General features: G+C 61.9%; 22 protein-coding genes. 10 read left to right on the top strand and 12 right to left on the bottom strand.

The genetic code is table 11. From position 1 onward, the window contains the following. Window positions 1-21 precede the first annotated feature (21 nt). Entirely contained in the window at window positions 22-210 is a 189-nt protein-coding gene (locus tag LB555_RS03475) for a hypothetical protein (protein WP_140662059.1), read from the bottom strand. A 149-nt stretch (window positions 211-359) separates the two neighbouring features. On the opposite strand from LB555_RS03475, the gene LB555_RS03470 reads away from it, so the two are divergent. Further along, a complete protein-coding gene (locus tag LB555_RS03470) occupies window positions 360-812 on the top strand; it encodes a lysozyme inhibitor LprI family protein (RefSeq protein WP_224682285.1) in 453 nt (150 codons plus the stop codon). A 141-nt stretch (window positions 813-953) separates the two neighbouring features. Further along, window positions 954-1,934, top strand: a complete 981-nt coding sequence (locus LB555_RS03465) for a DUF3592 domain-containing protein (RefSeq protein WP_224682284.1) — start codon at window positions 954-956, stop codon at window positions 1,932-1,934. Between the two features lie 3 nt (window positions 1,935-1,937). On the opposite strand, the gene LB555_RS03460 is transcribed toward LB555_RS03465, so the two are convergent. Continuing rightward, a complete protein-coding gene (locus LB555_RS03460) occupies window positions 1,938-2,306 on the bottom strand; it encodes a hypothetical protein (protein ID WP_224682283.1) in 369 nt (122 codons plus the stop codon). A 183-nt stretch (window positions 2,307-2,489) separates the two neighbouring features. Here LB555_RS03460 and LB555_RS03455 point away from each other — a divergent pair, with 183 nt between their 5' ends. From LB555_RS03455 to LB555_RS03445, 3 genes are all read left to right on the top strand, one after another. Further along, window positions 2,490-3,011 carry a hypothetical protein gene (locus tag LB555_RS03455; protein ID WP_224682282.1) on the top strand — a complete coding sequence of 174 codons (522 nt, stop codon included), beginning with the start codon at window positions 2,490-2,492 and terminating at the stop codon, window positions 3,009-3,011. A 4-nt stretch (window positions 3,012-3,015) separates the two neighbouring features. After that, on the top strand, window positions 3,016-3,624 hold the full coding sequence (locus LB555_RS03450) for a hypothetical protein (protein WP_224582943.1): 609 nt from the start codon (window positions 3,016-3,018) through the stop codon (window positions 3,622-3,624). Between the two features lie 170 nt (window positions 3,625-3,794). After that, complete coding sequence (locus LB555_RS03445; protein WP_224531112.1) at window positions 3,795-4,241, top strand: hypothetical protein; 447 nt, start codon at window positions 3,795-3,797, stop codon at window positions 4,239-4,241. 130 nt (window positions 4,242-4,371) lie between these two features. Here LB555_RS03445 and LB555_RS03440 read toward each other — a convergent pair whose 3' ends face one another. From LB555_RS03440 to LB555_RS03415, 6 genes are all read right to left on the bottom strand, one after another. After that, window positions 4,372-8,160 (bottom strand): vitamin B12-dependent ribonucleotide reductase, encoded by a 3,789-nt coding sequence (locus LB555_RS03440; protein WP_224531111.1) that lies wholly within the window; start codon window positions 8,158-8,160, stop codon window positions 4,372-4,374. A gap of 695 nt (window positions 8,161-8,855) precedes the next feature. Beyond that, window positions 8,856-9,167: a PilZ domain-containing protein gene (locus LB555_RS03435; protein WP_140616952.1), complete on the bottom strand. Its 312-nt coding sequence runs from the start codon at window positions 9,165-9,167 to the stop codon at window positions 8,856-8,858. 100 nt (window positions 9,168-9,267) lie between these two features. Then, the gene (locus LB555_RS03430) at window positions 9,268-9,756 is read right to left on the bottom strand and encodes an NUDIX hydrolase (RefSeq protein ID WP_015318085.1); all 489 of its coding nucleotides are present in this window, start codon (window positions 9,754-9,756) and stop codon (window positions 9,268-9,270) included. A gap of 210 nt (window positions 9,757-9,966) precedes the next feature. Next, window positions 9,967-10,467, bottom strand: coding sequence for a xanthine phosphoribosyltransferase (gene gpt, locus LB555_RS03425; protein WP_015318084.1), 501 nt, complete (start codon window positions 10,465-10,467; stop codon window positions 9,967-9,969). 115 nt (window positions 10,468-10,582) lie between these two features. Continuing rightward, window positions 10,583-11,416, bottom strand: coding sequence for a universal stress protein (locus LB555_RS03420; RefSeq protein ID WP_224643689.1), 834 nt, complete (start codon window positions 11,414-11,416; stop codon window positions 10,583-10,585). 82 nt (window positions 11,417-11,498) lie between these two features. After that, a complete protein-coding gene (locus tag LB555_RS03415) occupies window positions 11,499-12,242 on the bottom strand; it encodes a competence/damage-inducible protein A (RefSeq protein ID WP_224682281.1) in 744 nt (247 codons plus the stop codon). A 367-nt stretch (window positions 12,243-12,609) separates the two neighbouring features. Here LB555_RS03415 and LB555_RS03410 point away from each other — a divergent pair, with 367 nt between their 5' ends. Continuing rightward, on the top strand, window positions 12,610-12,894 hold the full coding sequence (locus tag LB555_RS03410) for a hypothetical protein (protein ID WP_015318081.1): 285 nt from the start codon (window positions 12,610-12,612) through the stop codon (window positions 12,892-12,894). A 70-nt stretch (window positions 12,895-12,964) separates the two neighbouring features. Here LB555_RS03410 and LB555_RS03405 read toward each other — a convergent pair whose 3' ends face one another. The 3 genes from LB555_RS03405 to LB555_RS03395 all read right to left on the bottom strand — a co-directional run bounded on the left by LB555_RS03405 (window position 12,965) and on the right by LB555_RS03395 (window position 14,700). Beyond that, the gene (locus LB555_RS03405) at window positions 12,965-13,204 is read right to left on the bottom strand and encodes a DUF2188 domain-containing protein (RefSeq protein WP_015318080.1); all 240 of its coding nucleotides are present in this window, start codon (window positions 13,202-13,204) and stop codon (window positions 12,965-12,967) included. Between the two features lie 29 nt (window positions 13,205-13,233). Continuing rightward, window positions 13,234-13,512 carry a DUF982 domain-containing protein gene (locus LB555_RS03400; protein ID WP_032935880.1) on the bottom strand — a complete coding sequence of 93 codons (279 nt, stop codon included), beginning with the start codon at window positions 13,510-13,512 and terminating at the stop codon, window positions 13,234-13,236. A gap of 84 nt (window positions 13,513-13,596) precedes the next feature. Beyond that, window positions 13,597-14,700, bottom strand: coding sequence for an NADH:flavin oxidoreductase/NADH oxidase (locus LB555_RS03395; protein WP_224682280.1), 1,104 nt, complete (start codon window positions 14,698-14,700; stop codon window positions 13,597-13,599). 155 nt (window positions 14,701-14,855) lie between these two features. Here LB555_RS03395 and LB555_RS03390 point away from each other — a divergent pair, with 155 nt between their 5' ends. Next, complete coding sequence (locus LB555_RS03390) at window positions 14,856-15,434, top strand: NUDIX domain-containing protein (RefSeq protein ID WP_224682279.1); 579 nt, start codon at window positions 14,856-14,858, stop codon at window positions 15,432-15,434. Between the two features lie 22 nt (window positions 15,435-15,456). Here the strand turns inward: LB555_RS03390 and LB555_RS03385 are convergent, their stop codons facing one another. Beyond that, window positions 15,457-15,996, bottom strand: coding sequence for a J domain-containing protein (locus tag LB555_RS03385; RefSeq protein WP_015318076.1), 540 nt, complete (start codon window positions 15,994-15,996; stop codon window positions 15,457-15,459). Between the two features lie 209 nt (window positions 15,997-16,205). On the opposite strand from LB555_RS03385, the gene LB555_RS03380 reads away from it, so the two are divergent. From LB555_RS03380 to LB555_RS03370, 3 genes are all read left to right on the top strand, one after another. Next, window positions 16,206-16,493 carry a PilZ domain-containing protein gene (locus tag LB555_RS03380; RefSeq protein ID WP_224682278.1) on the top strand — a complete coding sequence of 96 codons (288 nt, stop codon included), beginning with the start codon at window positions 16,206-16,208 and terminating at the stop codon, window positions 16,491-16,493. A gap of 167 nt (window positions 16,494-16,660) precedes the next feature. Next, on the top strand, window positions 16,661-17,380 hold the full coding sequence (locus tag LB555_RS03375; RefSeq protein ID WP_224682277.1) for a carbonic anhydrase: 720 nt from the start codon (window positions 16,661-16,663) through the stop codon (window positions 17,378-17,380). Between the two features lie 200 nt (window positions 17,381-17,580). Then, a complete protein-coding gene (locus tag LB555_RS03370) occupies window positions 17,581-18,336 on the top strand; it encodes a DUF4239 domain-containing protein (RefSeq protein WP_224682276.1) in 756 nt (251 codons plus the stop codon). The last annotated feature ends 80 nt before the right edge of the window (window positions 18,337-18,416 follow it).

Below are 18,416 nucleotides of genomic sequence, written 5' to 3'. Positions count from 1 at the left end.
GTCGGCGCTCGTCCCGTCCACCTATTGGAACTGGTTGCTCCCGCCGTTCTTTTCCTCGCTCAACCGCAGCCGCGCCCTCAAGCCCATGATCTCGGCGATCGCGGCATCGATCATGGCGAGAAGGGTCAACGTGTCGTGCTGGGTCGGATCGGCCCTGACATAGGCGAGCTGGTTCAGTATATCGGTGTCATCTTCGGTTTGTTCGCTCATGCGCATCGTCCCGGCTGTCGTCTCCTGGATATTTCATCCGATCGGATCGATCGTCCTTTTATCACGTCATCGTGCGGATGGCCCGCCGCGTTGGCCACCAGTTCCTTGCGCGGTTCCCACCGTGCTTCGGATACGTCCTCGGAGGCAAGATGGAGAACATCGGTGTGAGGCTTCGGCTCGGTGGGGCACTGGTCTGCCTGCTGACATTGCTGTTGCCCGCGAGCCCGATGGCCGCGGGTCTGAAAGACGCCACCGCCGATACGCTCGACCGCTGCCTGGATGAGCCAGCCAATGGCTCTACGGCAGGCCAAACCGACTGCGAGGCGACGGCATCAAGCGACTACGATCGCCGCATGAATGCCGCTTATGCGACACTCCTGCGCAAATTACCGCGCCAGGCAGCGCAAAATCTTCGTCTGTCACAACGCGCCTGGCTGGCCTTCCGCGACAGCGAGGCGAAGACACGGGGCGCTCTCTATGAAACAAGGCAAGGCACGATGTACGTGCCCATGCAGGCTGCCGACGCCACCAGCATCATCCGGGATCGCGCCCTTCAGCTGGAGGGCTATGTTCGTGTCATGGCAATAGAGGATGCCGAATAGCGGCTGGTCGCCGCTCCCATGGCCACGCGACAGCATTGAACCTTGCCGGCGGTCATTCCTGATCTTGCGAATAGACGAGACATTGCCCTCGCCATGCTGTCTATATGCGTGCTGCTGTACTCTAGTCGTCGGGGGGACGAGTTGGAGCTCAAGTTTCTGTTGGTCGGCTTTGCCTGCGCGGTCGCTGGCATGCTGTCGATCGTCACCTTCCTGAAATGGCTCGAGGTCAAGGCGGCCAGCCGCTGGTTGCCGACGCCTGGAAAGATCGTCTCGTCGCGCGTCGAGGCGCGCGAGGTGACAAGCTCGGGTACCGGCTCGGAGAGCAGCACCTCGACCGAAATCCGCAACTTTCCGGCCATCACCTATGAGTACAAGGTGGGCGGCAAGACATTTCAAAGTTCGCACTACAGCGTGCAGGAGAACCTCGGAAATTTCGAAGTCGCGGAAACCCTTGCGCGGTTTCCGCGTGGCGCGGCGGTAACCGTGTTCTATGACCCGTCCAGCCCGGGCAAGGCCGTGATCGAGCGCACCATGCCGGACGGCGCCTTCAAGTTCATGGTCCAGCTTTCGGCGGGGCTCGTGGTTGGCGCGCTGGTGTTGGTGTTTTCGGTCGGTGGCGTGCTGGAGGCTCTCGGGCCGCATCTGCCCAAGCCGCGGAACCTCGGTGCGGCGGCATTCCTGCTGTTCATGGGGCTTTTCGTGCTGCGCATGGGCTTTGCCCAAAGATCAATGGCCGGGCAGGCGGCAACATGGCCGACCGCCGCCGGCCGTATCGATGCGTCCGGCCTGCAGGCGATCAAGACCCGCGACCGGTTTGAGGGCGGTGGGTACCGGCCTTGGCGCACGGTGTTCAAATCCCGCATCGTCTACAGCTATGGTGTCGCCGGACAGCGCTACAGCGCCGATCGCGTCGCTTTCGGTGCCAGCGTGACGGCCTCGCTGCCCGGCCTCGTCGGCGGTCAGGCGCGGCGCTATGTCGAGGGCAGCAAGGTCGACGTTCGCTATGACCCCGCCAACCCCGCCTCGGCGGTGCTCGAATGCCGGGTGCGTGGGCTATGGCTGCTGTGGGTCTGCTCGGCAGGCTTTCTCGGCGGCGCGGCCTTGCTGGTCGGGTTGGTCTGAGTGTCACCGCCTTGAGCAGCGCACGAGAGGTCCGCTGTCGAATCCGCGCCAGCTCAACCGCACCGTCGCGCCGTCAATTTTGATATGGATGGTGCGAGAAAATGGCTCGTCGAGCGATGGGTCCGCGCCGTAGCACTGGCTGGCACGAACCACCCAGCCGATGGCGGTTTTGCGAAAGATCGCGTGCTCGCAGCCGAGGTTGGGAAACGACAGGGCCGACTGATCCACAGTGAAGACAGTCTGGCGCTGGACGTCGGCGGTCGCATGGCAGTTCAACCTATCGCTGGACCACGTCCCGACATAGGGCGCTGCCGCTACGGCCGGCACAATCGCAGTTGCGGAGATCGCTATGATCAGTGCCAAAAGCTGCATCTTTTGTCTCCTGGGCCGCTGCGTTCGATCATACAGATTGCGGGTTTGTGTGGCGCAAGTTTTCGATCGAGGCACGATAAACGCAGCGGTTCCGGATTTCGCTTATGGTTTTGTACGGATGATGCGACTGTGCGGCCCGGCACGCAGCCGGCCTTGCTTCACAACAGATTGCCCGAGATTTCGATGATCGTTCGCAAACTGGCCTTCGTTGCCCTGGGTTCGCTCGGGCTCATGCAAGCGGCGGGCGCCAAGGAATGCCTTCTGAGCCACGCCACCTACCAGGAGCCACGCTCGGGCGCGGTCATGCAATTCCGGCCGCTGGGCAACGAACCGGCGGCACTGACGACGCAGGTGTTCTCGCTGGCCGTGCCTCATACCGGCATAAGCCTGCCGGCCGATATTACCTGGACCAACGGCAAGAACTCGTTTCCGCTCGGTACCATCCGCCACCCCTGCACCGACGACGACCGCGAAGCGGGTCTGCAAGACGACAGCGGGCTTTGCCGGATATGGGACGGGCAGGTCTATGCCCTGACCGGAGGCGGCGCCGAGCAACTGAATTCGCACGAAGCGACACCGGCGCCGAAAGGGCTATTGCTGCCGCAGTTCGGTGCGATGTTCAGCGAATGGTCCGACTTCGCCAATGCCAACCCCGCCGGCTCAGCCTGGGATGCCTTCACTTTGACAGGATGCAGCGATGAATAGCGCCATGAGATCGATCGTCTGGACCTGCGCCCTGTTCGCGTCCGTGACGGTATCTGCCGGGGCGCGTGCGGAGGAGCCGGTACCATCGCGGCAGCCGATCGACAAATGCGTTTGGGAAAAACTGACGGACAAGACGATCGGCCTGGTCGCATGGGCGCAGCGCTGCGATTCCGGCTTTCGCCAGATCCATTTCGAGTTTGTCGGCAATGCGCTTGCCATCAAATACAGCGATGGCGGTGCGCCAGATCCGCTTGTCGAGGTGCTCGACATCCAGCCTGGCGAAACCGCGGAGGCTGCCATGCGGCGTCTGTTCCTGGAAAAGACCGACAAGGCCGTCAGCGCCCGCTGCGTGCTCGCGCCTTACACGGAGGGCACCGTGCCCGCCGGCGTCAAACGCTACACATTCAGCCCCGACGCCGCTTATGCGAAAGAGCTGAAGGCGCAGGCCGACCCTGACGAGGTCCCCGAACCGCCCTGCGGCGACTGGGGCGAAATGCCTGATGGCATCCAGTATTTCGAGGTGCCGGCAGGTGAGGGACACAAGCTGCTGTTCGTCCGCGTGGGCCAGGATGAGCCGTTGTTTGATGAGCAGACGCTGCGGGTGTTGCCCTAGGGTGAGGAGCCGCGGTCAAGCCAGATCCTAGCCACACAGATCGTGGCTGCAACTGGCAGGCTATATTCGCGGAAGATTAGTGATGATCTGCCTCTAGGCAGTGAGTTCATAAACGCCGAACGGCCCAAGATGAAATTGAAAGCAGACGATGAGCTTGCTATTCTCCAAACATGAAGCATGACCGCCTTTGCGCAATCGCTCACAACTTCGCTGACTCAATGGCAAGTGGGCTGGGTTTTGTTGTCGGCTTCTGCCAAACCGAGGTGTTCGAAGAGGCTGCGATCAGCCCAGGTGGAGTAATCGAGATCGACTTCCTGCGTGGACGTGTTGTTAGAGGTCGCGCTTCGCAACGGTTGGAAAGCGCCGCGATCACATTCGGGCAAGCCTTCCCCGACTTCTGCAAGAAAAACGGCGCCGAAGCGACTGATTTTCAGAGCTTCCTAGCCGCGTTTGATGCCAGAGGAGAATGGCGCCGTGCGATGCTGACCGTTGTAGACAGCAAGGGCCGCCGTTCACTTACAGAGTATGGCGGCGTCCCGTTGAAGCGGTTGAGAGTTCTGGACACTCTGGGCCGTATACGTCGAAAAACAAGGCAGATCGAAAAGGCGGGCCAATAGCAAACGTCGTAAACGGGATCGATTTCCCGATTGGGGCTTTCAAGTTGTCCCGTATGCCGCTTTCAACGACGCCGAAATCCAGAGTTGTCGGCGTCGTTGCATTTACGACCTTTGGGCTCGAACAAACCCCTCAGCTGCACCCGCTCGTGGCACCGCAAGTATCGCACTTCTCGCAAGTCCCGTTCCTTACCATCGTAAAGTTCTGGCATTCGGAGCAGGAATTGCCGGTGTAGCCCTGCAGCAGCGACTTGGCGCGGCGGTCGGCGGCGAGTTTCTTCGCTTCGGCCGCTTCATGGGCCGCCGTATCGGTGAACAGCGCCGCAGTGGTATCGGTCGAGGCATCGGAGGCCGCTTCCTCGAAGGCGATGTCTTCCGCCAATTCCCTAGCCCGCTCCTCATAGTCGCGCTTGTAGGCGACCGCCTCGTCGGTTGCGGGCTTCAGCGCCAGCACGTTGGAGCCGGAGAAAGCTGTCGGCGCCGAGCGGGCAGGGGTGCCGGAGCCGGCAAAGCCCTTCGGCTCGCCTGCCCTCGAGACCAGCTTCACCGGCGAACCGCGGGTCAGACCCTTGGAGACGGCGTCGGTCTTGCCTTCGCTGATGCCACGGCCGAGTGCGGTGTTGGAGAAATCCGACTGGTCGACATGGGCGAGATCGTTGCGGCCGAGATACGAAATGGCCAGCTCACGGAACACATAGTCGAGGATCGACGTCGCGCTCTTGATGGCATCGTTGCCGATGACCATGCCGGCCGGCTCGAACTTGGTGAAGGTGAAGGCGTGCACATATTCGTCGAGCGGCACGCCATACTGCAGGCCAAGCGAGATCGCGATGGCGAAGTTGTTGAGAAGGCCACGCAGGGTGGCACCCTCCTTGTTCATGTCGATGAAGATCTCGCCGAGACGCCCATCGTCATATTCGCCGGTGCGCAGGAAGATGGTGTTGCCGCCGATCTTGGCCTTCTGCGTATAACCCTTGCGGCGGCCGGGCAGCTTTTCCTGCTCGCGCGACACGCGTTCGATGATGCGTTCGACGATGCGCTCGGTGATCTGCGCCGCGCGCGCCGCAGCCGGTGCCTGGATCAGCTGTTCGATCGCCTCGTCCTCGTCTTCCTCGCCATCGGCGAGCAGCGAGGCATTGAGCGGCTGCGACAGCTTCGAGCCGTCGCGGTAGAGCGCGTTGGCCTTCAGCGCGAGCTTCCACGACAGCATGTAGGCGCTCTTGGCATCCTCCACCGTCGCGTCGTTCGGCATGTTGATGGTCTTGGAGATGGCGCCGGAAATGAAGGGCTGTGCCGCCGCCATCATCTGGATGTGGCTGTTGATCGACAGCGAGCGCTTGCCGATCTTGCCGCAGGGGCTGGCGCAGTCGAACACGGGGAGGTGTTCGGCCTTGAGGAAGGGCGCGCCCTCCAGCGTCATCGCACCGCAGACATGGATGTTGGCGGCCTCGATGTCCTTCCTGGAGAACCCCAGCGCCGGCAGCATTTCGAACGAGAAGTCGTTGAGCTGCTCGTCGGTGAAACCGAAGGTCTCCTTCACCCAGTCGGCGCCGAGCGTCCACTGGTTGAAGACGAACTTGATGTCGAAGGCCGACTTCAGCGCCGCGTTGAGCGCCGCGATCTTGTCGTCGGTGAAGCCCTTGGCCTTGAGCGAGCCGGGGTTGACGGCCGGCGCCTGGTTGAGATTGCCGTGGCCGACGGCATAGGCCTCGATCTCGGCGATCTGGCTCTCGGAATAGCCCAGCGTGCGAAGCGCTTCCGGCACGGCGCGGTTGATGATCTTGAAATAGCCGCCGCCGGCGAGCTTCTTGAACTTCACCAGGGCGAAGTCGGGCTCGATACCGGTGGTGTCGCAATCCATGACCAGGCCTATCGTGCCGGTCGGCGCGATCACGGTTGCCTGTGCGTTGCGGTAGCCATGCTCCTCGCCGAGTTCGATGGCGCGGTCCCAGGCGGCCTTGGCATGGATGGCCAGATCCTGCTGCTTCAGGTCCGATGCAACGAGAGGCACAGGATTGACGGCCAGCTTCTCGTAGCCGTCCTTGTCGCCATAGGCGGCGCGGCGATGATTGCGCATGACGCGCAGCATGTTCTGGGCGTTGCGGTCATAGTCCGGGAAGGCGCCGAGCTCGGAGGCCATCTCGGCCGAGGTGGAGTAGGCGACGCCGGTCATGATGGCGGTCAGCGCGGCACAGATGGCGCGGCCCTCGTCGGAATCGTAGGGAATGCCCGAGGTCATCAGCAGGCCGCCAATATTGGCGTAGCCGAGGCCCAGCGTGCGGTAGTCGTAGGAGAGCTTGGCGATCTCCTTCGACGGGAACTGCGCCATCATGACGGAGATTTCCAGCACCATGGTCCACAGCCGCACGGTGTGCTCGTAGGCTGCGATATCGATGGTGCCGTCGGTGTTGCGGTAGGGCAGCAGGTTGATCGAGGCGAGATTGCAGGCCGTGTCGTCGAGGAACATGTATTCCGAGCACGGGTTGGAGGCCCGGATCGCACCGGCCGAAGCGCAGGTGTGCCAGTCGTTCATCGTGGTGTTGAAGTGCAGGCCGGGATCAGCCGACGCCCAGGCGGCGTAGCCGATCTTTTCCCAGAGGTCCCGCGCCTTCAGTGTCTTCAAGACCTTGCCGTCCTTGCGGGCGGTCAGGTGCCAGTCTGCGTCCTCTTCAACGGCGCGCAGGAAATTGTCCTTCAGCGACACCGAATTGTTGGAGTTCTGGCCCGAAACGGTGAGATAAGCGTCAGAATCCCAGTCGGTGTCGTAGGTCTTGAACGACATCGAGGTGTAGCCCTGCTTGGCGAACTGGATGACGCGGTAGATGTAGTTTTCCGGCACAGCCGATTTCTTGGCCAACTTGATTTCGCGCTTCAGCGCCGTGTTGATGGCCGGATCGAAGCAGTCGTTGTCATGGCCTTCGCAGTTCACGCAGGCCTTCATGATCGCTTCGAGATGCTTCTTGACGATCTTGGAGCCGGTCACCAGCGAGGCGACCTTCTGCTCTTCATTGACCTTCCAGTCGATAAATTCCTCGATATCGGGGTGGTCGGCGTCGACGATGACCATTTTCGCCGCTCGGCGCGTCGTGCCGCCCGACTTGATGGCGCCAGCGGCGCGGTCGCCGATCTTGAGGAAGCTCATCAGGCCGGACGAGCGGCCGCCGCCGGACAGCTTTTCGCCTTCGCCGCGCAGCAGCGAGAAGTTCGAGCCGGTGCCGGAGCCATATTTGAACAGGCGCGCCTCGCGCACCCACAGATCCATGATGCCGCCCTCGTTGACGAGGTCGTCCTGCACGCCCTGGATGAAGCAGGCATGCGGCTGCGGATGCTCGTAGGAGGATTTCGACTTGGTCAGCTTGCCGGTGAACGGGTCGACATAGAAGTGACCCTGGCTCGGACCGTCTATGCCATAGGCCCAGTGCAGGCCGGTGTTGAACCATTGCGGCGAGTTCGGCGCGACGCGCTGGGTCGCCAGCATATAGGCAAGCTCGTCACGGAAGGCGCGCGCGTCTTCCTCCGACGCCTTGAAGTAGCCGCCCTTCCAGCCCCAATAGGTCCAGGTGCCGGCCAGCCGGTCGAAGACCTGGCGGGCGTCGATCTCGGAGCCGTAGCGCTCGGCCTCGGGAAGCTTGGCGAGTTCGGCTTCGTCGGCGACGGAACGCCACAGGAAAGAGGGGACGTCGTTCTCCTCGACCTTCTTCAGGCGCGCGGGAACGCCGGCCTTGCGGAAATATTTCTGAGCCAGGATGTCGGCGGCGACCTGGGAAAACTGCGCAGGCACATCGATGTTGTCCAGGCGGAACACCACCGAGCCATCCGGATTCTTGATCTCGGAAAGCGCCTTGCGGAATTCGATCTCCGCATAAGCGGCCCCTTCTTGGCCTGCATGTCCTGGCTTGGTGAAACGACGCTCGATGCGCATTGGTCCGGTCCCTTTTGTCTACATATAGCGCTTTCATCAGGGGATTTCTGCCCCAAAAGACGAAACGCGCAGTCCGCCGTTTGCCGGCATTGCGAACAATGCCGGCATCTCCTCTTCGCAGACTCGGCCACGCTCACGACAATACGCCTTGCCAGGCATCTGCCGAGGCTGCCAACCGGCCCGCGGGCCCCTCAAAACTGAATTTTTCGATTCCCTCACTCGAGGGAATTTCACACTATCTAGCGTCGAACTTAGCTGCAAACACTAAATATAGTATTAACAGACAATTTATTCCAGTCCGACAATTCTCCCTTTCGTCGCCCACCCAACCCACGATCCCAACGCTTCCGCCGGCCTCGTAAACAGGCGGAAATGCGGGCAAAACGCACATAATCCGGGAAAAAGACCGGGCTCAGAACTTTCCGGTCGCGCTCTCAACAGGAGCGCATGGCCTATAAAAGGCGACTCGTTTCGAGCCGTCAAGGATTCGTTTGCGTAGCTTTTGTGACCCCAACATCTTGTGTGTCACACATGTGGATAACGGGGATAGAATCGACCCGCCGTCGGCCATCTGCCCGGCGGTAAGCCGGTGCGATCGTTGGCCAGTGGCACGGGCGCTGCGAAACATTTGCTGGGATGCCCCGAAAAGCCCGCCAAGCCGGTGCGCGGGCTTCGCCGTGCCGGTGCGCCGGGCCTCAGCCGTAGTGTAGCTTCGGCTTGGGTTCGGTCCCGTTGAACTGTACGCCGATCCGGTCGCTGCGGCGCCAGCGGACCTCGCAGCGATAGGCGACGCCGTCGAGCGGTATGTAGAGAAGGAAATGATCGGGAACCCTGGCTTCGGCCGGTAATTTCAGTTCGGCGCCGCCCGCATGCTGGTTGCGCACCATACAGGCGACTTCGGAATTCTGGATCCCTGTGATGACTGTTCCACCTTTGAGCACGCGCGGGCGATGCTCGCGCTGCGGCTCGCCGGGGTCGTGCTGAAGTGGGTCTGCGGGATTCGCCATCGATCAAACGCCAGGACTGATCGATCCTAACCAAGAAAAATTAGCAAACCCTTGCGGCACAAGGTTGTGCGTCCGCCGCGATACACGCGAAAGGCGCCGATCAGGAGAACCTGCGTGGGTCGGCACAGAAATAGGCGATGATCTGGCAAAGGTCGGGTTCATTGACCATGCGCACGGCTTCGCTGGAACTGACCCATTTGCGGGTGCGGGAGTGCTTTTCCTTCCAGCGGTCCGCGATCTTGTCGACGTGCAGTGGGAACACCAGAACCTCGCAAGGCACTTCTTCGCCCGAAGCCAGCACCTTGGCATAGAAATAGCGGCCGGCTTCAAGATGAGAGATGTTTCCGCGCAAACCGGCTTCCTCGGCGGCCTCGCGGGCGGCCGCTTCGCAGAGCGGCTCCCTGGCTTCCGGCCAGCCCTTTGGAAGCACCCAGCGGCCAGTATCACGGCTGGTGATCAACATGACCTCGACGCCATTCCCGACATCGCGCCAAGGCAGGGCGGCAACCTGCAGACGGCACGGCGCCGTGCCGAAGAGTCGCCTGACCCTTTCAGCAAGGTGGTTGTGCGTCGTTGGCCGTGTCAACATCGGAGAAGCTAGCCCCAGCCTCCAGAATCGTTTGCCGTCTCATGAATCTTACGGCTAATTGTGACCAATAAAAGTAAAAACTTCGGTCACGCTGGCTGATTGCCGCCAACAAGGGTCGATTTCACAGGATATCTTGGCGGCGGATGCCTTCGCGCAAGCAAATATTGCCGTCGGCGCTGGCTTGATTGGAAAAAAGCAGCTTGCCGCGAATCAACCGGCGTGATCGTCGGCGATCGGCTTCTGATAGGTGAAACCCATGTCCCAAGGGAAATAGATCCAGGTATCCTGGCTGACCTCGGTGACGAACGTATCGACCAGCGGCCGGCCTTTCGGCTTGGCGTAGACTGTCGCGAAATGGGCCTTCGGCATCATTGCCCGCACGATGCCGGCGGTCTTGCCGGTGTCGGTTAGGTCGTCGACGATCAGCACGCCGGCGCCATCGTCGGCCAGCAAGGCCGGCGTGATCTCCTTCAGCACCTGCAACTGCCCTTGGCTGGTGTAGTCGTGATAAGAGGCGACACAGACCGTCTCGATCACGCGGATGCCGAGTTCGCGCGAAATGATCGCCGCCGGGACCAGGCCACCACGTGTGATGCACACGATAGCCTTCCACTGACCTTTGCTAGTGCCGGCAAGCCGCCAGGCAAGTGCGCGCGCGTCGCGATGGAACTGGTCCCAGGAAACCGGGAAGGCTTTTTCGGGAAGGGACATGTCTCGCGCACTCCACGGCACGCGGCGGCCGCGTGCAAGAAACAGGGGAATGCGCGCGGAATTAACTGGAAACCCCCGGACTTGGCAAGGGTGGCCGGCAGCAATCGCTGTGGACTTATCGCGACAGGAAGGCCGCGACCTGCGACGAGCGCAGCACCGTGCGTGTTACCCCGCCGAACAGCAGCTGGCGCAGCCAGGAGTGGCTGTAGGCGCCAAGCACCAGCAGATCGGCGCCGGTCTCGGTGATCCTGTTCTGGATTATGTCGTCGACCGAGGTACCGCCCGATTTCTGCACCGAGACGCTAACGGTGGCGCCGTGGCGCGACAGGGCCGACGCGATTTCGGCGCCCGCGGCCTCCGGGCGCTCGTCGAGCGTATCGGGCGGATCGATGACCAGTATGTCGGTTTTCTCGGCCTCGATGATGAAAGGCAAGGCATCGAAGGCGGCGCGCGCGGCCTCCTTGCTGCCGTTCCAGGCAAGCAGCACGCGTTTGAAGGTGGTGACCAGCGGACCCCCACTCGGCACCACCAGCACCGGCCGGCCGGCGTCGTAGACAAGCGTATCGACGTCGGCGCTCGGATCGCCGCCGGTCTCGCGTTGGGCGGCGATGATGAGATCGGCGGCGCGCACGCTTGAAATGCCGGTCAGTGCGCTGTCGCCGGAGAAGCTCTCCAGGCTGCGCCATTCGAAGGAAAGGCCGGAATCCTCGATCCGCTTCAGGAAGACAGCCTGGAGTTTGTCGGCCCGCTCCCGGTTCATGTCGGCGGAAACCTGCAGGAACTCCGTATCGGGAAAGCCCGTCGCCGACGTGTAGGGCACCGGGAGCGCCTCGGCATGGATGCCGATCAGATGGCTCTCGAAGCGGCTGGCAAGCGGAATGGCGCAGTCGAGCACCCGCTCGGCGTCCTGCTCGTTCTGCAGAATGGCAACGATGGTCTTGAAACGCATGATGACCCCTCGATCGTGCGAGCGACGAGCCTCGCGCCAGGGAAACGTCGTAGCGTCGTTCTTGGTTCCGGTTTGCAGCGGATCAGATCGCCTTATCCGCGAAGCCTGCCACCATGGCCTCGACGTCGGCGCGCGCGGCTTCGAGCGCCTCCGCGCTGCGGGCACGAACGACCAGTTCGGTCCAGAACTTGCCGTCGCCATACTTCGGGTAGGAGCCGATGATCGTATCCGGATGGGCTTTCTGGATCTCGCCCAATGGCCCGCCGACAAGGCCCTCGCCGAACGGACAGTGCACCGTGGCCGACAGCATTTTGGTGCCGGCTCTCAAGGTCGGCACGACATTGTCGAGCATGGCCTGGAAGATCGAGGGCACGCCGGCCATGACATGGACGTTGCCAATGCGGAATCCGGGCGCCACGGAGACGGGGTTGTCGATATGGTCGGCGCCGCGCGGCATCCGCGCCATGCGCTTGCGTGCCTCCGTGTATTCGATGCCGCGCGCGGCATAGCTCGCCTCCAGCAGGGCATAGGCCTTGGCATCGTATTCGCAAGGCACGCCGAACGCCTTGGCGATCGAATCGGCTGTGATGTCGTCATGCGTCGGGCCGATGCCGCCGGTGGTGAAGACATAGGTGTAGCGTGCGCGCACGGCATTCACCGCCGCGACGATCTCGTCTTCCTCGTCGGGAACAATGCGCACCTCCTTCAGGTCGATGCCGATCGCCGTCATGATATCGGCGAGATGGCCGATGTTCTTGTCCTTGGTGCGGCCGGACAGAATCTCATCGCCGATGACGAGCATGGCGGCAGTGACGATTTCAGGCATGGAAGGCTCCGGCAGGACGGGTCGCCTGAAATAGCGCGGCGGATGGGCGGCGGCAATGCCGTCCAAAGGCGAACGATCCGACACGTCCACCAGATATCACCTGCATTGCAGTACCAAGCGCGGCTTGACCAGGATGGGAACAAGCCCTTCCGGATTGTCCTCGGTCGCGGAGGGCGACCAGGGCCGAGGTGGTGCCGCAATCCGTCGCCCGAACAGGTCACAGCCTTCGAGCGCATGGCGGCACGCGCTTTTGTCACCCGACATCACCGCCACTTCACGAGAATTTCAGGGAACCATTCGGCTGACGGTCAGGTTTACCCCGTGTCGCATCCCAAGGCGGCCAAGATCAAGATACGGAGTAAAATCAATGTACAGGAAACTTTTCGCAGCATCCGTCCTGACGATCGGTCTCGCCACATCGGCGATGGCCCAATCGTCGGACGCTACCTATTCCAACCATCACAATTGGTGGCTGTTCGGCAATGAGGATTCCTCGGCCATCGACCAGAGCACCACTGGCAGCATCAACGCCGACGGCTCTGGGTTGAGCACCCTTGGCAACCCCGGCCCGGCCGGGCCTTGTGCCTCAAGCACGCCAGGCCCCGATGCGAACGCTCAGGGCAACGTCAACGATCAGTATTGCGGCAAGTAAATAGGCAGCCGCGTATTGCCTGCCGCGGGACGCCGTCTCTCCTGGCGTCCGCGGCTGGCGCAGGGCTGGATCAATCCGAGATTTCAGTCTGGGGCCGATCGCGGCCGTCGGCCAGTTCCTCGTGCCATTTGCCCTCGGCGTCCTCATACTGGATACCATCGGTGGAACCCGCCACCTGCTGTTCGGCCGAAGCGATCTCGGCGGCACGCAATGCATCCTGATGGGTGGGAAATGTCTCCGAGAAGGTCGCACCGACCTTGTAGGCCCAGCCACCGTCATGCTCGACGATCTTGTAAGTCAGCTTCGCCATCAAAACCTCCAGTTAAAAGGTCCGCCTGCTCAATGCAGCCGGTCGTCGGGCAGCTTGTCGTCGGGCACCAGCACTTCCGATTCCCTGGCCGCCTCGATCAGTGCCCGGCGCGCTTCCGCTGTCGAACGATAACCTTCCAGCACTTTGAGGCAAGTGTCGAGGGCATCACGATGACGAGGCCCGCGATTGAGCGGCCACACCGTCATCAAGCACTCGGCCGCCTCCTGGGTCGAGCGGATATGGCGATATTTGCCGACATGGCCAAGCTCGACCACGACCGGCGTTTCAAAGGGTTTGTTGTCCATCATCATGGCCGCAACGCAAAGCAGCCAATTTGGTTGCAAAAGTGGCCTTCGGCCTGCGCCCAAAGGTCGCGACGGGAGAAAGGGGGATCAGCCGGTGGCCTTCATCCAATGTTCCATCGTCGTCACCGAGCGGGCGAGCTGCGGCGCCGGATGAATTTTTTCGCTGAACGTGGCGGCCGCACGCCATCCCCAGCGCGGATCGGCGAGGAAGGCTCGCGCCAGCGCCACCATGTCGGCGCGACCCTCGGCGATAACAGCCTCGGCCTGTTTCGGGTCATCGATCAGGCCGACCGCCCGGGTCGGGATGCCCGCGCCCTTGCGCAGGGCTTCGGCCAGATGCACCTGATAGCCGGGGCCGGTGGGTAATTTCTGCAATGGCGAATTGCCGCCGCTCGAGCAGCAGAGATAGGCGACGCCTTCGGCCTTCAGCGCTTTCGCCACCTCGACCGCGTCCGCGACGTCAAAGCCGCCATCGACCCAGTCCTTCACCGACAGCCGTGCGCCGAGCATCAGTTTCGGCGCGGCTTTCTTCACCGCCCTGGCGATCTCGACGGCGAGACGCATCCGGTTTTCCAGTGAGCCGCCCCAGCGATCCGTGCGCTGGTTGGACAGCGGCGACAGGAACTGGAAGATGAGGTAGCCATGCGCCGCATGCAGTTCAATGAAGTCGAAGCCGGCACGGTCGGCCCGCCTTGCGGCGTCCGCGAACCGCTCGACGAGCTGCAGGATTTCCTCGTCGTCCAGGGCGCGCGGCACGTTCCAGCCGGCGTCGTAGGCGATGGCCGAGGCCGAGACGGTCTGCCAGGGATCCTCGTTTGGCTGCAACGGGCCGCCGCCTTCCCAAGGCTTGCGGTTCGAGGCCTTGCGGCCGGCATGCGCCAGCTGCGTGCCGAACTTAGTGCCGGGTGCGGCCACGCGCTTGGCCGCATCCAGCGCGCGCCGCGCGGCGGCTTCATTGTCTTCGGAATAGAGGCCGAGACAGCCATGGCTGATGCGCCCGCGCCGCTCGACGTCGGTCATCTCCACCGTGACCATGCCGGCACCGGACATGGCAAGGTTCATCCAGTGGTAAAGATGCCAGTCGCTGGCCGAGCCGTCCTCGGCGGAATACTGGCACATCGGCGCCACGGCGATGCGGTTGGGGAAGGTGAGCCCATCGAGGGTGATCGGCTGGAAAAGCGATGTCGTCATGGAAAAACTCCGGGAAGGGGAATGCGCTATCTAGGCGACGGCACCCGTCCATACCACACACGAGACGGTGAAGCGCGCGCTGGACCAATCGCCGGATTGCGCCTGTTCCGCTTCGCGGCTACGCCTGCGTCCGCCAGCCAGCATCGAGGTGTCATATGGAAGACCGCGTTCGTATCCGCTCGGAAGAGGTTCTCTCCGACGACTGGGCGGTCCTGAAAAAGACCGTGCTCGACTATCGCCGGCGTGACGGTCAATGGGAGACGCAGGTCCGCCAGACCTATGATCGCGGCGACGGCGCGGTGATCCTGCCCTATGACCCCCAGCGTTCGACTGTGCTTCTGGTGCGCCAGTTCCGTTATCCCGCCTATGTCACCGGCCACCGCGAGCCGCTGATCGAGGCCTGCGCCGGCTTGCTGGACGAAAACGATCCGGAAACCGCCATCCGCAAGGAAGCCGAGGAAGAACTGGGTTACCGGTTGAAGGACATCGAGCGGCTGTTTTCGCCTTATATGAGCCCGGGCAGCGTCACCGAGCGGCTCTGGTTCTTCGTCGCGCGCTACTCGCCCGCCGACCGCATCTCGGCCGGCGGCGGCGCTCCGGAGGAGGGCGAGGACATCGAGGTCCTGGAAATGCCGCTCGACGAAGCGCTGGCCGGCATCGCCGGTGGCCGCATTGTCGATGCCAAGACCATCATCCTGATCCAGCACCTGAAGCTGAATCCGGTGACGGCTTGATCAGAGACCGAGCGATCTCAATTCAGCCCGCGTGACCCAACAGTCGGGTGGTGGCCGCGTCACGATGATGTTCGGAATTAACGCGATCGACGCCTTCGACGGTTATGGCGAACGTGCCGTTTTCCGTCCTGGCTATCCAGCCCTTTGCTTTCAGATACCAGAGGTGAAACTCGAGGTGCTCTTGCGGACAGCCTGACATTCGTTCGAGTTCTTCATCGCCTATCCCGGGATGATTGACGTCCTGCCGGCGTTTTACATACAGCAGTGACAGCACTTTGGCTTGAATGACGGAATCTCGATCGAAGCCCTTTGTGTTGCTCGCCTCATCGGTCAGCTCGGCCCGGTGGTTCAAATGCGCCTTGTACTGAATGTCGTACTGCGCACGCTTGACCGGATCCTTGAGCGTGTTGTGAGCCTCAAGAATATCGCTGAAGCGTGACTCGTTCCCAGTGACTTGGTTGTCGGGGTGGTAGCGCATGGCAAAATGCCGAAAAATGCGTTCTATCGTTTCCGAATTGGCATTCGGACTGATTTCCAGCATTTCGTAGAAGTCGATGAACATACCTGGCTTCCCCATGCCATTTTCGCCGTCTGTGTCTCAGCGTCAGGTGACAATTTTGGCGACGACCATAGAGTATATATTTCACGATTTACTAATGTGCCGAGCGTACAAAGGGTCAGATACACGAATTAAGCGAAAACGTCAGACCTTTGCGTCCTGAGCTGCAGACCTTGGTCTGGTAGCATTTCGCTCGTCGGAGGCGGCTTGCCATGACCGATAAACCTTCTGAACCTCCAGTAGAGCGTCGAACGCACTTACGCGAGGTGGTTTTGAAGGAGGCGTTCATAATCGCGCAGGATGGCGAAATAGGCTGCGCCGTCAGAAACCAGCATGAGCATGGCGCCGAGTTGCGTGTCGCTGTGGGGGTTGAAGTGCCAAATACCTTCCGGCTGCGCGTGCCGTTGGACGGTGCGACTTATCGAGCGGAAGTGCGCTGGAGAAAGGGCGAGCGACTGGGCATCCAGATCCACGGCAATTTCTCGCTGAAGGTCACCTAAAGGCGGTAAGCCGGTTGATATGAGGGCACCCAGCACTGCGTTGCCGGTGGCTTTCGTCGTCTCGCATCCCGCCGCCATCTCATCAATTCTGACGTTGTCGCCGATCGCTTGCTATATATTAGAGCAAGCGCATATTATGCCTTGGGGACCAGGGCGGGGAATTGAGAATGTGCTACACCTGTGATGGCAAAGCGGTCGACCGGAGGGACTTCCTCAAAGCCGGCGCGGGGCTCGTTGCATTCGGCGTTGGTGGGGCCACATGGTCGGCGCGCGCGGCCCAAGGTGCGGTGACCGCGCTGAGCCTCGATGACGCGCTCGCCGCACTGAAATCCGGCAACGAACGCTACGTCGGTCACCCGGAACTCTGCTCGATAGACCTTGCCGCGCAGCGGAATGCTGTTGCCGCACACCAGGCGCCCTGGGCCACGATCATCAGTTGCGCCGACAGTCGCGTTCCGCCTGAACTGATCTTCGGCGGTCACGGCGTTGGAGAGCTGTTCGTCGCCCGGAATGCTGGCAACCTCGTCGACACTGCCACGCTCGGCACGGTCGAATACGGGGCAGCGGTGCTCGGCTCGCCCTTGATCGTTGTTCTCGCGCACACAAACTGCGGCGCCGTCAAGGCGGCGTGCGACGTGGTGACCAAGAACGCGACCTATCCTGGCGCGATCGGTCCGATGATCGAACCGATCCTGCCCGCGGCGATAGCAGCGCGGAGCGAAGCGGGTGATTTCGTCAACAACACCGCCAAGGAAAGCGCACGGAGGACCGCGAGGCGACTGGCCGCCTCGAGCAAGGTGCTGGCCGGCCTCATCAAGGCGGGGAAGCTGAAGATAGTCGCGGCAATCTATGACTTGCAAACGGGTGCGGTGACTTACATCGAATGACACACCCGTCATCGAGATCGAAGGCTCTGGGGGCCTCGATGCGTCGGCGTCTGGTTTGGCTTGCCTTCCGTGGGGCGGTGACGGCCACCTATCTCGGCTACAAGGGGCGCGGCAGGCGTTCGGCAGGGCGCAAGGACGCGCCGGAATAGTGATGGCGGTCATCAACTGACGCCTTGCCATTGCCAATCGGAATGAGCGGCATGCGCGAAGCTTTCATCGCAATGGTAATCTTCCTATGCCTGACGGTGGCCGCGCTCGCCAGCACGGCGATATGGCCAAAATTGCCAGCCAAACATCGTGATGACGACACGAACACCGTGGTTCGGCACGCCGCGAACCTGTTCGGGGTCATGACCTCGCTGATGCTCGGCCTGATGATCAACTCGGCCAGGAACACCTTCGAATCGATCGACCGCAACGTGCACGCCTATGCGACCGAATTGATCCTTCTCGACAGGACCTTGCGCCAGTATGGCCCGCAAACCGACACGGTACGCCAGCCGCTGGTCGTCTATGTGCAGCGCGTGGCGGGTGATTCTTCGCCCACCAGCGAGACGCTGGTCGCCGCCAACCGGCTCTCTGAGCAGTTGCTGGCGGAAATCGGCACCCGGCTGAGTGCGCTGGCGCCGACCGACGATGCGCATGGCTTCATTGTGCAGGACGCCCGCCAGCATTTGCAGAAGGTGCTGGAGTTGCGCTGGGTGCTCATCGAGCAGTCGGAGGGCACGATCCCGGTGCCTCTGATCACGCTCCTGGTTACCTGGCTGGTGCTGATCTTCGCCAGCTTCGGCTTCAGGGCGCCACGCAATACGATCACCGTTTCGACCTACGCGGCATCGGCGGCTTTGGTTGCCGGGGCGATCTACCTGATCTTCGACATGGACGTGGCTTTTTCCGGCCCGATCCAGATTTCAATGGCCCCGATGCAGAGGGCGCTGTCCGAGTTACAGCAGTGATCCGCAGCAGTGGCACGCCGGCTAAATGATGCTGCGGCGGTTCAACAGAGAAAAAATCCAAACAAATCTGAAGACTTTTT

This window comes from Mesorhizobium sp. BR-1-1-10 (assembly GCF_020165595.1).
Classification (GTDB): Bacteria; Pseudomonadota; Alphaproteobacteria; order Rhizobiales; family Rhizobiaceae; genus Mesorhizobium; species Mesorhizobium australicum.
Note: the sequence above shows the minus strand (reverse complement) of the source record. Positions and strands in the feature narration are given on the sequence as shown.

Excerpts from the sequence above, each read along its gene's own strand:
- LB555_RS03475 (WP_140662059.1), bottom strand. The coding sequence starts at position 210 with ATGAGCGAACAAACCGAAGATGACACCGATATACTGAACCAGCTCGCC.
- LB555_RS03470 (WP_224682285.1), top strand. The coding sequence starts at position 360 with ATGGAGAACATCGGTGTGAGGCTTCGGCTCGGTGGGGCACTGGTCTGC.
- LB555_RS03460 (WP_224682283.1), bottom strand. The coding sequence starts at position 2,306 with ATGCAGCTTTTGGCACTGATCATAGCGATCTCCGCAACTGCGATTGTG.
- LB555_RS03455 (WP_224682282.1), top strand. The coding sequence starts at position 2,490 with ATGATCGTTCGCAAACTGGCCTTCGTTGCCCTGGGTTCGCTCGGGCTC.
- LB555_RS03450 (WP_224582943.1), top strand. The coding sequence starts at position 3,016 with ATGAGATCGATCGTCTGGACCTGCGCCCTGTTCGCGTCCGTGACGGTA.
- LB555_RS03445 (WP_224531112.1), top strand. The coding sequence starts at position 3,795 with ATGAAGCATGACCGCCTTTGCGCAATCGCTCACAACTTCGCTGACTCA.
- LB555_RS03440 (WP_224531111.1), bottom strand. The coding sequence starts at position 8,160 with ATGCGCATCGAGCGTCGTTTCACCAAGCCAGGACATGCAGGCCAAGAA.
- LB555_RS03435 (WP_140616952.1), bottom strand. The coding sequence starts at position 9,167 with ATGGCGAATCCCGCAGACCCACTTCAGCACGACCCCGGCGAGCCGCAG.
- LB555_RS03430 (WP_015318085.1), bottom strand. The coding sequence starts at position 9,756 with ATGTTGACACGGCCAACGACGCACAACCACCTTGCTGAAAGGGTCAGG.
- gpt (WP_015318084.1), bottom strand. The coding sequence starts at position 10,467 with ATGTCCCTTCCCGAAAAAGCCTTCCCGGTTTCCTGGGACCAGTTCCAT.
- LB555_RS03420 (WP_224643689.1), bottom strand. The coding sequence starts at position 11,416 with ATGCGTTTCAAGACCATCGTTGCCATTCTGCAGAACGAGCAGGACGCC.
- LB555_RS03415 (WP_224682281.1), bottom strand. The coding sequence starts at position 12,242 with ATGCCTGAAATCGTCACTGCCGCCATGCTCGTCATCGGCGATGAGATT.
- LB555_RS03410 (WP_015318081.1), top strand. The coding sequence starts at position 12,610 with ATGTACAGGAAACTTTTCGCAGCATCCGTCCTGACGATCGGTCTCGCC.
- LB555_RS03405 (WP_015318080.1), bottom strand. The coding sequence starts at position 13,204 with ATGGCGAAGCTGACTTACAAGATCGTCGAGCATGACGGTGGCTGGGCC.
- LB555_RS03400 (WP_032935880.1), bottom strand. The coding sequence starts at position 13,512 with ATGATGGACAACAAACCCTTTGAAACGCCGGTCGTGGTCGAGCTTGGC.
- LB555_RS03395 (WP_224682280.1), bottom strand. The coding sequence starts at position 14,700 with ATGACGACATCGCTTTTCCAGCCGATCACCCTCGATGGGCTCACCTTC.
- LB555_RS03390 (WP_224682279.1), top strand. The coding sequence starts at position 14,856 with ATGGAAGACCGCGTTCGTATCCGCTCGGAAGAGGTTCTCTCCGACGAC.
- LB555_RS03385 (WP_015318076.1), bottom strand. The coding sequence starts at position 15,996 with ATGTTCATCGACTTCTACGAAATGCTGGAAATCAGTCCGAATGCCAAT.
- LB555_RS03380 (WP_224682278.1), top strand. The coding sequence starts at position 16,206 with ATGACCGATAAACCTTCTGAACCTCCAGTAGAGCGTCGAACGCACTTA.
- LB555_RS03375 (WP_224682277.1), top strand. The coding sequence starts at position 16,661 with ATGTGCTACACCTGTGATGGCAAAGCGGTCGACCGGAGGGACTTCCTC.
- LB555_RS03370 (WP_224682276.1), top strand. The coding sequence starts at position 17,581 with ATGCGCGAAGCTTTCATCGCAATGGTAATCTTCCTATGCCTGACGGTG.